Source organism: Pedobacter chinensis, assembly GCF_003339865.1.
GTDB lineage: Bacteria > Bacteroidota > Bacteroidia > Sphingobacteriales > Sphingobacteriaceae > Pedobacter > Pedobacter chinensis.
In genome coordinates this window covers 205,610-218,221 of the sequence record NZ_QPKV01000007.1, presented here as the reverse complement: position 1 = coordinate 218,221, position 12,612 = coordinate 205,610, and the positions used below count along the sequence as shown (strand labels likewise).

Sequence of the window (12,612 nt, the reverse complement as noted above, 5' to 3'; positions counted from 1 at the left end):
CAATTTACTTTACAAACCGATAGTACAAACTCAAACCGCCATAATTCTGTGGTTTTGCTACGCTTTTAATCTCTTTAGTTTTGAAAATGATGTTAAAATCTATCGTAAACCTTTTTGAACTATAATTAACCCCAAATTGCTGTTCGAAAACAATTGGTTTTACTCCGAATGTGACCGGACTTTCATCATTAAACAAGCTCCCCTGTATTGTCGCATCATAGGCAACAATGTTTAATTGTGGTTTTGCATAAAAGAAAAATTCTGAATTATTTAAAACAGCCGTTTTAGAATCGCCAATAACTGCGTTATGATAAGCAGTATTAAACAATTGATTTAATCTACCTGCCCTAAATAAAACCGATGTACCCAAACCTGAAAATGTTGTACCCAGATTAGCATAGCCCTGGCCAGAGAAATCAACAACATGATCATCTGTCCGATATAAAAGTTTGCTATAATTTGCGGCTAAATTTACGGTCAGTTCATTTTTAATCTGGTAATCCCATCCAGCTGGAGGATAAAAACCCACTGTTTTATGAAGAAAACGCTGTGCATCCTTAGCTAAAGAATTTGGTCCGACAGTACCAATTTCTGCACTGGTTTTTAAAACACTTTCGTTTTTATAAAAAATGGAATAAGCACCGCCAGCATATAAATAACCTGCAAAAGGCCTGTCCTGATCTTCTTTTTTAGCTACCTGACCCCAGTAAGATGTGTAAATTTTCTGTCCGACCGAAATCTCGTAGGTTTTCTTTTCTATTTTATCAGAAAATTTAGCCGGATCTATCGCCCTACGGAAATAAATAAACAATCCATTGGTATAATACCTGTCATTCAATGTAGCTAAATAAGCGTCGTTTTCAGTTTTGAAACCAAATTCGTTTTTGAAAGACTGGCTAAAACCTGCGGTGCAGACTAAACAAAGCAGTAGCGTTATTAAGGAAAATCTCATAAAAAAGCCCAGACAATTTATCTGGGCTATAAAAGTATTTATTGTTATTGGATTTTTGATTAATCATCCAAAAGATTACAATTTAGTTAACAATTGGAGCAATTTTAATACTCAAATCCAAAGGTTTTTTAACCTTGTTTTTGGTTAAAGCCAATTCAATAACTTCGCTCATTTCATTTACATAATGAAATTTCAAATCTTTAATGTAGCTTTCTTTAATCTCTAAAATATCTTTGCGGTTGCTTTTACAAAGGATGATTTCTTTGATGTTTGCTCTTTTTGCAGCAAGTATTTTTTCTTTAATCCCCCCAACCGGAAGCACTTTACCCCGCAAGGTGATTTCGCCTGTCATGGCTAGGTGTTGTTTCACTTTACGTTGCGTAAATGCTGATGTTAAGGCTGTTAACATCGTTACTCCTGCTGATGGACCATCTTTTGGAGTAGCACCTGCCGGAACGTGAACATGAACATCCCAATTATCGAATAATGTATAATCGATTCCAAACTCTCCGGCATGTGCACGCAGATAAGCTAATGCAATAACAGCCGATTCTTTCATTACATCACCTAAGTTACCGGTTAAAGTTAATTTACCTTTTCCTGGGCTCAGGCTTGATTCGATAAATAAAATATCTCCACCTACGCTTGTCCAGGCTAATCCTGTAACCACACCTGCAACTTCGTTTCCTTCATAAAGGTCTTTATCGTAAATAGGAGCACCTAAAATACGTTCTACATCGTTATCGGTTAACGTTACGGAATATTCTTCCTCCATTGCAATTTTTGTCGCCACACCCCGAACCAATGAACCTATTTTTTTCTCCAATCCACGAACGCCAGATTCACGGGTATAATCCTCAATCACTTTCTCAATTAAAGCAGGTTTAAGGTTGATGTCCTTATTTTGCAAACCATGATTTTCTTTTTGCTTAGGCAACAAGTATTTTTTTGCAATTTCAATTTTCTCTTCGATGGTATAGCCATTCACTTCGATAATTTCCATACGATCGAGCAAAGCAGGCTGTATGGTACTTAGTGAATTTGCTGTTGCTATGAACAAAATGTTCGATAAATCATAATCCATCTCTACATAATGATCATAAAATGCATTGTTTTGTTCTGGATCTAAAACCTCCAGCAAAGCAGATGATGGATCTCCCCGGTGATCTGTTCCAACTTTATCAATTTCATCCAAAACAAATACAGGGTTATCTGCCCCGGCTTTTTTAATTGATGAAATGATACGGCCGGGCATTGCACCAATATAAGTTTTACGATGACCGCGAATTTCAGCTTCATCACGAATACCACCCAAAGCCATACGTACGTATTTACGACCTAATGCCTTTGCAATTGATTTTCCCAACGAGGTTTTTCCAACTCCCGGAGGGCCTACCAGGCAAAGGATGGGCGCTTTCATATTGCGTTTTAGTTTAAGTACAGCAAGATATTCAATGATACGTTGCTTTACCTTTTCCAAACCAAAATGATCTTTATCTAAAATGCGTTGCGCACGTTTTAAATCGAAATTATCTTTGGTAAATTCACTCCATGGTAAATCTAAAAGTAATTCCAGATAATTAAGTTGAATAGAATAATCTGGTGCAGCAGGGTTCATTCTGCCTAATTTATCCAGTTCCTTATCAAAATGATCTGCAACGGGTTTAGCCCATTTTTTCTTTTTGGCTCTTTCCTGAAGTGCATCAAACTCCAGATCGGCAGAATTTCCGCCCAATTCTTCCTGAATGGTTTTGAGTTGTTGATTTAAAAAATAATCACGTTGTTGTTTATCCAGATCGGTACGAACTTTAGATTGGATCTGATTTCTCAGTTCCAACATCTGTAATTCTACCATTAAAAGTTCCATAACCTTCTGTGCCCTGTCTTGCAATTTATCCATTTCAAGGATTTTCTGCTTATCGGCCATTTCGGCATTCATATTTGATGAAATGAAATTGATCAAAAATGAATTGCTTTCAATGTTTTTAAGTGCTATACTGGCCTCACTTGGAATACTTGGAGAAAGCTGTATAATTTGAGCAGACATTTCGCGTATAGAAGCAATTAAGGTTTTAAAATCCTTATCTGCCTTATGCTTTTGTTCCTCAAATTTTTTAACAACAGCCTTGATATAAGGTTCATTTTGTACTTCTTCAATTAAGCTGAACCGTTGTTTACCCTGTATGATAACCGTTGTATTTCCATCAGGCATTTGCAACAGTTTAATAATATTTGCAACAGTACCAACAGTGTTAAGTTGCTCAAAGGTAGGGTCTTCAATAGAAACATCTTTTTGTGCAACTACTCCAATTATCTTATTTCCTTTATAAGCTTCCTTAATTAATTTTATTGATTTATCCCTGCCAACAGTAATGGGAATTACCACTCCAGGAAATAAAACCGTATTTCTCAATGGCAAAATTGCCAACGTATCAGGTGTTTCCTCGTTATTCATTTCTTCCTCGTCTTGTTGAGACATTAAAGGGAAAAATTCGGTATCCTCATTTATGATTGGCATAGCAGAATGGAAATCAAATATATCTTGTTTACTCATTATCACATTTTCCTCTAACGACAAACTGGCAGTTTGATCGCCTTCACTTTGTTTATTTATGTTATTAAGATAATAATTTCAACTCTTGTGCCAAAATGAAAATAATATAAATCTTATGTTAAAAAGGCAGAGCAATTTAATATTTCCGCCAATATCATATATTTTGTTTTTTAGCGTTTAAGCTAATGTTACAGGTGTTGTGGTTTCAGGAGATAGAAATTAAAACTTTTAAATTATAAGAATAGGATTATATTGCAAAAAATTTTGCCTCTTTTGGCGTTAGATTTATAAAAACATATTATTCATTACATGAACTATTTTAAACAAGCAATTTTAGGATTAATCATTTTTTCATCCACCAATGGTTTTGCGCAGAATAACTACGAAAAAAGTATGCAGGCTATGATCAAAGGTGATTATAAAACTGCCGTTACACAATTGGAAAAAGCTGATACGAAAACGCCTGACAATGCTAAAATTTTGCAAATGTTGGGTTATTCCTATTTTCAAAATGCACAATATGAAAAATGTATCGAAACGTATAGCCGTTTAATTAACATAAAACCCTCAGAAGTATCTGCATATTATTACCGTGGAAAGGCCAGATTAAATATAGCAAATGATCCAAGGGAATCACTGAACACCATGCGTGAAAATTTTTATACAGCCGCGATTAAAGATTTCACAAAAGCTATTGAAATTAATGGAGACGAAGACACTCAAATGTTTCAAAACCGTGCTTTAGCTTATAAAGATTATGCCATATTCAGATCTTATAAAGCTAAGAAAAAAGACGAAAAAGCTGCATGTGTAGCACTATTTAACAGTTCTATTGCCGATTTTCAAAAAGTACTTACCATGCAACCTTTAAGAAAAGATATTATAGACTGGGTTGCTTATGATAAAGCTCAGATTGCAACCTTGAAATAAGAATATTAATCGATGAAAGAGACAAAAAAAATCTCCTTCTTCCTCATCCTCAATTTTGAGTTTGTTGTCAATCCTTAGCTCAATATTTACAAAATATTTTCATTCTCCTTAACTTATGAACATTTAGTCCCCGGTTTAAGTACCAGTGGACATAAGTTCATAGGTTGTGTATCATTCCCGCTTCAAACCGATCGTGTGGACATAAATATTAAAGTCATGCGGTCATTCCCACGCAGGTGGGAATCTTAAAGCATTCGTTATTGAAACGCATTAGGATACTCAATCAAATTGGGTATGACGGCATAAGAGAAATAGTACAAAAGCTGCATCTGCACAATTAGGTTTTCACGAGAATAACAGATCACTTTTTGGAGGCCTCTTTTTTATTTAAAATTTTCCAATAACCTTATATTTCTTTTCACTGAGCAATTTGATTTTTTGTTGCTTTTTGATTTCATATAAACTATCCGGATAATAACTTAATGTGTCGTGCGATTGGAAAAGAATATTTGTATTGGCGATTAAGATTTCGATTTTACTCACTTTTAATCCCTGCTTTTCTATATGTACTTTTTTAACAGGAATTTTCTTGTTATTAGAAACATAAATGTCAGCATTATTTTCTTTATTGATTTTAAAACTTCCTCTCCAGGATGCTTTATTGATATCTGCATTTACGAAAATTGCCAGTTCTTTCTTCCAATCGGTTATTTTAACATTTTTGTTTTCTGGAGTTTCATTAACACTCACTGCTTTGTTAACAGTTGGATTCAATTTTTCTAAACGGACAATTTCTTGCTCAAAAAAGCCCTTCAAGTCAAAATATAATAAATCAGTATTTGCCTCGGATTCATTTTTCTGATTACAGGAAAACAATGCCAGGGCAAATAGCATGATATAAATTTTTTTAGTCATTATACTAAAACGTTTCCTGTCATTTCTTCTGGAATGGCAATCCCCAGTATTTTTAAAATAGTAGGAGCAATATCACCCAATTTGCCATCAGCAATGGTTTTATAATCATTATCAATCAAAATGCAAGGAACAAGATTTGTGGTGTGTGCAGTGTTTACTGAGCCATCGCCATTAACCATGTATTCAGAATTGCCATGATCTGCTAAAAGGATAAATGAATAACCATTTTCTAAACCTTTATTTACTACTATTTCGGCACATTTATCTGCTGTTTCTACTGCTTTAACAACTGCATCAAAAACACCGGTATGGCCAACCATATCAGGATTTGCAAAGTTTAAACAAATAAAATCGGCCCATTTGGTTTCCATTTCTGCAGTAATGGCCTCCGTAATTCCTGCTGCACTCATTTCGGGTTGTAAATCGTATGTTGCCACTTTTGGCGATGGAATTAAAATCCGTTTTTCATTGGCAAATTCGGTTTCCCTGCCACCAGAAAAAAAGAAAGTAACATGCGGATATTTTTCGGTTTCAGCAATCCTGATTTGGTTTTTATTGTTTTCAGCTAAAACTTCGCCGATGGTTTTTGTTAAATCATCTTTGGTGAAAACAACATTGACTTTTTCAAAACTTTCATCGTAAGTAGTCATGGTAACATAATACAATGGTAATTTGTGCATTTGTTGTTCAGGAAAATCCTTTTGCGTTAATGCAGTTGTAATTTCTCTTCCTCTATCTGTACGGAAATTGAAACAGATAACCACATCATCATTTTGAATGGTGGCAATTGGGGCACCGTTTTCCTGAGTTAAAACAATTGGTTTTAAAAACTCATCAGTTACACCATCTTCATAAGATTTTTTTATGGCAGCCAATGCATCCTGCGTTTTTTCGCCAGTGCCGTTAACCATTACATCATAGGCCTGTTTTACACGCTCCCAACGATTATCACGATCCATTGCATAATAACGACCTATCATGGTGGCTAATTTAGACGAGGTATTTTGAATATGATTTTGAAGGTCGGTAATAAAGCCTAAGCCTGAGTTTGGATCGGTGTCGCGACCATCAAGAAAGGCATGTATGAAAGCCTTTTCAACTTGTGCTTCATTAGCAGCATCGCATAATGCCTTTAAATGCTCGATATGTGCATGGACGCCGCCATTTGAAACCAGGCCAATGAAATGAACAGCCTTGTTATTTTGTTTGGCATAATCAAAAGCAGCAACTAAAACAGGGTTGCTGTGTAATTCTCTATCGGTAATGGCTTTATTAATTCTTCCGAGTTCCTGATAAACAACTCTTCCGGCACCAAGGTTCATGTGTCCAACCTCTGAATTTCCCATTTGCCCTGCAGGTAAACCTACTGCCTCTCCCGATGCTTCAAGTTTTGAATTTGGATATTTTTGTAACAACGAATCGAAGAAAGGAGTATTTGCAGCATAAGCAGCATCAGAATTATCTTGTTTTCCGTAGCCCCAGCCATCTAAAATTATAAGTGCGAGTTTTTTATCGTTCATCATCTTTATTTGAAAAATTAATTGATCACAGTTAAAACATTTTCTTCTAAAACATGTTTTAGTGTTTTATTCTTTGGGCAAATATAACTTTATTGAAGCTTATACAAATTAAGAAATCCTTTTTTTGATAAGCTAATGGCATAATTTTAGCTATACGGTTCAGTATAAAATACAGAAATGATCCGAAGCTTAATTTTACTAATTATCAGTTTGTCATCATTATATAGTTCTAAGGCCATTCAGGCTGATGTTATTGATGATTTATCCTCGTATTTTAAAACTAGCAACGCCAAAGAAATTGCTAAAAATTTTGCTTCAACAATTGAACTGATCATCATTGATGAAGAAGATGTATACTCTAAAGCACAGGGTGAACAGATTTTAAGAGATTTTTTTGTCAAACACCCTCCGGTAAAAACAAGTATTTTTCATAAAATTAATACCAATCCAAACTACCGTTTCGGTGTAATTCTTTTAAGTACCTCAAGAGAAACTTTCAGGGTTTCTGTTACCATGAAAAAGTTTAACAATAACTTTTTAATTACTGAACTGAGGATTGAACCAGCAAAGGATTAAGCACAACCCGCGAAGTTTTAAAAAGGAGTAGAGCGAAGAAGAATTTAGAAACTTAACAGGCACTGGTCCGGGTTTTAAGGGAATCAGGAAACATCAGCTCAACCTTGTATAAAAATAAATAAATGAAATACTAGAATTGGCTCTTTATTTTTTAGCTATTATAAATCAAACCACTGCTAGCGGTAGCCTTTAGTAAGCCAATTTTTCATTATTGATCTCTACATTAAAATTCACTTTTGCTCCTAATGCATCAAACACTTTTAGAATGGTTTCAAACCTTGCGTTTTTTACGCTATTCTCAATTTTAGATATTTGAGCTTTCTGCACACCGACAAGTTCGCCTAATTGTTCCTGCGTCAAATTGAGTTCTTGTCTTGCTTGTTTAATTGCATGCCCCAATAAGTCAATTCTAAGCTCGTTTTCAAAAGCTTCCCGTTTTTCTGTCCCAAGTTTGCCAATATGCTTGTCAATCATTGTATCAAGCGAAACTGTTTTGAATTTATTTGTCATTTCTTTTTTGTTTTGTTTTCTAAATATTGCTTCCTTATTTCATCGGCTTTTTTAATTTCCTTTGGCGATGTTTTTTGTGTTTTTTTCAAAATCCCATGTGTCGCCACCACTAAAGTTTCTTTTCCATCTATCCTGTCCCAAAATGAAAAAAGCCGGTAAGCTTTATTATTGTACAAGGTTCGAAACTCCCAAATGAAGTTGTTAAGTTTTTTGAAAAGTTCATTGTCGGTTACATATTGAGATTTTCTGATGTTGTAATAAATCTTCTCTCTTGTCTTTTCGTCAAGAGTCTCTAAAAAAACAATGGCTTCTGGCAATAATTCTATGTCAAAGTTTGGCCTCATTCGCAATTTTGTTAAAGATAATTGTTTCCTAAATAGGAAACAAATGTTTTTCTGAAATTTATGCTTTGCCTGGGTAAGGTGCTTACACACTGACGAAGTTACCAGCTACAGGTTCAATTAAATTTTGTAAGTAGAGAACTCACGAAATTTGGAAGGGGCAAAGCAACCTAAAAGTTTAAACTATTTAAATTTAGCTTAACCTAAACTGGCAGTTTTAATCTGTCAGTAAATTGTCTGCTAACAAATAATTCTTATTTTTGCGGCATAAAATCTATACTTTGGATATTCAACTTATACATCAATTCATAAAAAATGCGCTTGCCGAAGATGTTGGTGATGGCGATCATACCTCTTTATCAACCATTCCAGCCGGCACTCAGGGAAAAGCTAAACTGATTATTAAAGAAGCGGGGATTTTAGCCGGAATGGATTTGGCTGTGGAAATTTTTAAAGAGGTTGATGCTGATTTAAAAATTGAAGTATTATTGCAAGATGGGGCAGAAGTTAAGGTTGGCGATATTGGTTTAACCGTTTCGGGAAGTACGCATTCTATTTTAATAGCAGAACGTTTGGTGTTAAATTGCATGCAACGTATGAGTGGAATCGCAACCAAAACTCATCGCATTGTTTCTCTTTTAAAAGATACCAAAACCAAAATTTTAGATACCCGTAAAACCACACCAGGTTTGCGTTATTTGGAAAAATGGGCCGTGAGAATTGGAGGTGGTGTAAATCATCGCATTGGTTTATATGATATGATCCTGATTAAAGACAATCATGTAGACTATGCAGGAGGTATTGCCAATGCCATTAAAGCTGCTCAAAAATATATTGTTGATCAGCAAAAAAAGCTACAGATTGAAATTGAAGTGAGGAATATTGAGGAATTATCTCAAGTATTAGCTGTTGGTGGAGTAGACCGGATTATGCTGGATAATTTTAGTTTTGAAAATTTAAGAGCCGCTGTAAAACTTATTGATGGAAAATTCATTACGGAAGCATCAGGAGGCATTACCGAAGAAAATGTTACTGAATATGCAGCATGTGGAGTAGATTTTATTTCGATGGGCGCATTAACACATTCTGTTAAAAGCTTGGATATTAGTTTAAAAGCATACTAAAGATGATTCGCTATAAAATTAAAAGCTTATTTTTTGTATCATTGTAGGCTATGGTTACGGTTTATTCTCTCAGCGCTTTATTAGTTGCTTATCTTTTTGGATCAATACCTACTGCTGTATGGCTTGGTCAGGCCTTTTATGGCGTAGACGTGAGAGAGTACGGAAGTGGCAACGCCGGGGCGACGAATACTTTTCGTGTTTTGGGCAAAAAAGCGGGAATAGCGGTAATGATCATCGATATTGCCAAAGGTTATACCGCAACCAATCTGGCCTATTTGATTGGTATGTCTGTAACCGGACCGCAAAATTCAGTTATTTTTGTTAATTACCAGCTTGCACTCGGAGTAACCGCAGTTATGGGACATTTGTTTCCTGTTTTTGCAGGTTTTAGAGGGGGCAAAGGAGTGGCTACACTTTTTGGAATGATTTTGGCAGTTAACTTTGAAGCATCTATGCTTTGTGTTCTGGTTTTTGTGGTGGTATTGTTAATAACCAAGTACGTTTCATTAAGTTCGATATGCGCTGGATTCACTTTCCCGCTAAGTGTTGTCTTTTTATTTCAGGTTTCAATAAAATCTGAAGTGCTTTACGGAATGGTTGTATGTATTTTGATTTTAGTTACCCACCAGAAAAATCTGGAAAGATTGCTGAAAGGCAAAGAATCCAAAGTGTATTTGTTTAAGAAGAAAACTAATTAATTAACAAAAACACATTCACTAAAACTTATTTGGAAGCCCACTGTTTATATTTCGGTTTGCTTTACAAGTATTACTAATCATTTAAAATCGCATTATGAAAAAATTATTTTTAGCAGCAAGTGTTGCTGGTATACTATTATTTAACTCATGTTCCACGGTTCCTTTAACAGGGCGGAGTCGGTTTGATTTAGTTAGTAATGATCAGGTTCTGCCAATGGCATTTCAGGCTTATAGCACATTCTTAACAGAAAATAAAGCAACTGTTTTACCAGCATCAAATGCTGAAGCGTTAAGGGTTAAAACAATAGGCAATAAATTAATTACTGCCGTTAAATCATATATGAACAGCAACAACTATGGTAACCTGATTGCCGATTACCAGTGGGAGGTTAACGTAGTTCAAAATAATGAGAAAAATGCATGGTGCATGCCAGGTGGTAAGATTGTTGTTTATACAGGTATTTTGCCGGTAACTCAGGATGATGCTGGTTTGGCGACCGTTATGGGACATGAAATCGCTCATGCTATTGCTGGCCACTCGGCAGAACGGATGTCGCAGGAAATGGTTGCGCAAGGAGTGGGCGCAGCGGCCGGTGTGGCTTTATCTAAAAATCCAAAAACCCAATCTATTTTTAATACACTTTATGGAGTGGGTACACCAGTTGCGATGTTAAAATTTAGTCGCAATCAGGAGTTGGAAGCCGATCGTTTAGGTTTGATTTTTATGGCCATGGCGGGTTATAACCCACAAAGCGCAACAAGTTTCTGGAATAGAATGGCATCTGCATCACAAAGCAACCAAAAACCACCTGAGTTTTTAAGCACTCACCCAAGTGATGCTACACGTATTGCTCAAATTCAAAAATATTTGCCTGAAGCACAACAGTATTATAAAAAGTAAGGCTTTAGAGGTAGAAGGCTTAAGGTTTAAAGGTGGAAGGTTTTGCATGACGCAAAGCTTTCCACTTTTTTATGGATGGCTTTATACATGAACTGTCGTCATCCTGAATTTATTTCAAGATTTGTAATACTAGATTTCGTAGTTATAATGATGCAATGAATTTAACATGATGGTATGGGAAACATCATAATCAATTTTTATAAATCAACCATTAGGGAATGTTGTTTGTACTAATGACTAATGACTAATGACTAATGACTAATGAACTAATCCCAACACCTTCAATATCGCACTTGCTTTAAGCAAACATTCCTCATATTCTTTCCCAGCATCAGATTGGTAAGTAATTGCACCACCTACCTGAAAGGATAAATATTTGTTATCGGTGTTATAAAGGATACTTCTGATGACCACATTAAAATCAAAATCTCCATCAGGGTTTATGCAACCAAAAGAACCAGAGTAAATGCCTCTTTTGGATTCTTCATACTGTTCGATTAATTTCATGGCTTTAATCTTTGGGGCGCCAGTCATTGAACCCATTGGAAATGCATTTTTAATCGCATCAATAAAATGAATATCGGGGTTTAGGTCACAACTGATGGTTGAAATCATTTGATGCACTTGCGGAAAGCTATAAATGCCAAACAACTCTTCTACCTTTACTGAACCTTTCACGGCCGATTTTGTAAGGTCGTGACGTACTAAATCAACAATCATTACATTTTCTGCCTGTTCTTTAATGTCGTTTTTAAGCTGGATTTTGATTTGCTCATCTTCTGCCAAATCAAGACTCCTTCTTGCCGTTCCTTTAATTGGCTGGGAAATGAGTTTCGAGCCACGTTTGCATAAAAAACGTTCAGGTGTTGCCGATAAGATATAATGATCGTAAATCTTAAAATAGCCCGCAAAAGGAGTAGGGGAAACCTCATTCAATAACTCGAAAGTTTGAACAGGATTAATCGATGCGTTTTCTGCAAAAAACTCCTGACAAAAATTTACCTCATAGATATCGCCCCGGATAATATGATTTTTTAAGGTTTCTACCTTTTCTATGTATTGCGTTTTTGACAGTTTTTGATTGATTTTTAAAGAAACAGGTGTGGTGTTTTCCCCCACTTTAAAATCATTTATTTCATCTAAAATTGAATCATTCCCGATTAATACTTCAGCTTTCCCATCTTTATAGGCCACTAAATATCTTGGAATAAAAAAATATAGGTCTGGAAAGTTTAAATAATCAGGATTATCTGAATGAAGATCTTCTGTTTCGTTTTTAAGATCATAGCTAAAGAAACCAAATACCCATTTTCGATGATTTTCATAAAATGTTTTCAATTGATTGAAGGCCATTCCACTTAAACATTTTAATTCTGCCTCAACATCAGCCGCGATGATAAAATCATAGGCAGAATAAGCATCTTTATATTGATTGGAATCCAGAAAGCAGCAAACATTGAACTGATTTGCCCAATGCATTGCTTTGTGTTTAAAATCTAATATGTTTTGTGGGTTTTTCAAGCTGCGGCAAAGGTAACTAAACCCAGCATAAGTGGAAAGATACGCGTGACAGAATCTTTCAAATTAATCC

Annotated in this window: 12 protein-coding genes; 5 read left to right on the top strand and 7 right to left on the bottom strand. The window is 35.3% G+C overall.

Annotated features, from left to right (window positions below):
* Window positions 1-4: 4 nt before the first annotated feature.
* Both DU508_RS17685 and lon read right to left on the bottom strand, forming a co-directional pair.
* Window positions 5-952, bottom strand: a complete 948-nt coding sequence (locus DU508_RS17685) for a lipid A deacylase LpxR family protein (protein ID WP_115404093.1) — start codon at window positions 950-952, stop codon at window positions 5-7.
* An 82-nt stretch (window positions 953-1,034) separates the two neighbouring features.
* On the bottom strand, window positions 1,035-3,506 hold the full coding sequence (gene lon / locus DU508_RS17680; RefSeq protein WP_115404092.1) for an endopeptidase La: 2,472 nt from the start codon (window positions 3,504-3,506) through the stop codon (window positions 1,035-1,037).
* A gap of 309 nt (window positions 3,507-3,815) precedes the next feature.
* Between lon and DU508_RS17675 the strand changes: the two genes are divergently transcribed.
* Window positions 3,816-4,436, top strand: coding sequence for a tetratricopeptide repeat protein (locus DU508_RS17675; protein ID WP_115404091.1), 621 nt, complete (start codon window positions 3,816-3,818; stop codon window positions 4,434-4,436).
* 387 nt (window positions 4,437-4,823) lie between these two features.
* On the opposite strand, the gene DU508_RS17670 is transcribed toward DU508_RS17675, so the two are convergent.
* Both DU508_RS17670 and gpmI read right to left on the bottom strand, forming a co-directional pair.
* On the bottom strand, window positions 4,824-5,351 hold the full coding sequence (locus DU508_RS17670) for a hypothetical protein (protein WP_115404090.1): 528 nt from the start codon (window positions 5,349-5,351) through the stop codon (window positions 4,824-4,826).
* The gene (gpmI, locus tag DU508_RS17665) at window positions 5,351-6,871 is read right to left on the bottom strand and encodes a 2,3-bisphosphoglycerate-independent phosphoglycerate mutase (protein WP_115404089.1); all 1,521 of its coding nucleotides are present in this window, start codon (window positions 6,869-6,871) and stop codon (window positions 5,351-5,353) included. The genes DU508_RS17670 and gpmI overlap by 1 nt, the downstream gene beginning before the upstream one ends.
* Window positions 6,872-7,048: 177 nt before the next feature.
* Here gpmI and DU508_RS17660 point away from each other — a divergent pair, with 177 nt between their 5' ends.
* Window positions 7,049-7,447, top strand: a complete 399-nt coding sequence (locus DU508_RS17660; RefSeq protein ID WP_115404088.1) for a DUF4783 domain-containing protein — start codon at window positions 7,049-7,051, stop codon at window positions 7,445-7,447.
* Window positions 7,448-7,636: 189 nt separating this feature from the next.
* On the opposite strand, the gene DU508_RS17655 is transcribed toward DU508_RS17660, so the two are convergent.
* Window positions 7,637-7,957 carry a helix-turn-helix domain-containing protein gene (locus tag DU508_RS17655; RefSeq protein WP_115404087.1) on the bottom strand — a complete coding sequence of 107 codons (321 nt, stop codon included), beginning with the start codon at window positions 7,955-7,957 and terminating at the stop codon, window positions 7,637-7,639.
* Window positions 7,954-8,301: a type II toxin-antitoxin system RelE/ParE family toxin gene (locus tag DU508_RS17650; protein WP_115404086.1), complete on the bottom strand. Its 348-nt coding sequence runs from the start codon at window positions 8,299-8,301 to the stop codon at window positions 7,954-7,956. Before DU508_RS17650 ends, DU508_RS17655 begins: the two co-directional genes overlap by 4 nt.
* 278 nt (window positions 8,302-8,579) lie before the next feature.
* On the opposite strand from DU508_RS17650, the gene nadC reads away from it, so the two are divergent.
* The 3 genes from nadC (at window position 8,580) to DU508_RS17635 (ending at window position 11,021) form a co-directional block, all read left to right on the top strand.
* Window positions 8,580-9,422 carry a carboxylating nicotinate-nucleotide diphosphorylase gene (gene nadC, locus DU508_RS17645; protein ID WP_199562736.1) on the top strand — a complete coding sequence of 281 codons (843 nt, stop codon included), beginning with the start codon at window positions 8,580-8,582 and terminating at the stop codon, window positions 9,420-9,422.
* 50 nt (window positions 9,423-9,472) lie between these two features.
* Window positions 9,473-10,120 (top strand): glycerol-3-phosphate 1-O-acyltransferase PlsY, encoded by a 648-nt coding sequence (gene plsY / locus DU508_RS17640; RefSeq protein WP_115404084.1) that lies wholly within the window; start codon window positions 9,473-9,475, stop codon window positions 10,118-10,120.
* A 94-nt stretch (window positions 10,121-10,214) separates the two neighbouring features.
* On the top strand, window positions 10,215-11,021 hold the full coding sequence (locus DU508_RS17635) for a M48 family metallopeptidase (RefSeq protein ID WP_115404083.1): 807 nt from the start codon (window positions 10,215-10,217) through the stop codon (window positions 11,019-11,021).
* 258 nt (window positions 11,022-11,279) lie between these two features.
* On the opposite strand, the gene DU508_RS17630 is transcribed toward DU508_RS17635, so the two are convergent.
* Window positions 11,280-12,500, bottom strand: coding sequence for an anthranilate synthase component I family protein (locus DU508_RS17630; RefSeq protein ID WP_115404127.1), 1,221 nt, complete (start codon window positions 12,498-12,500; stop codon window positions 11,280-11,282).
* Window positions 12,501-12,612 lie beyond the last annotated feature (112 nt).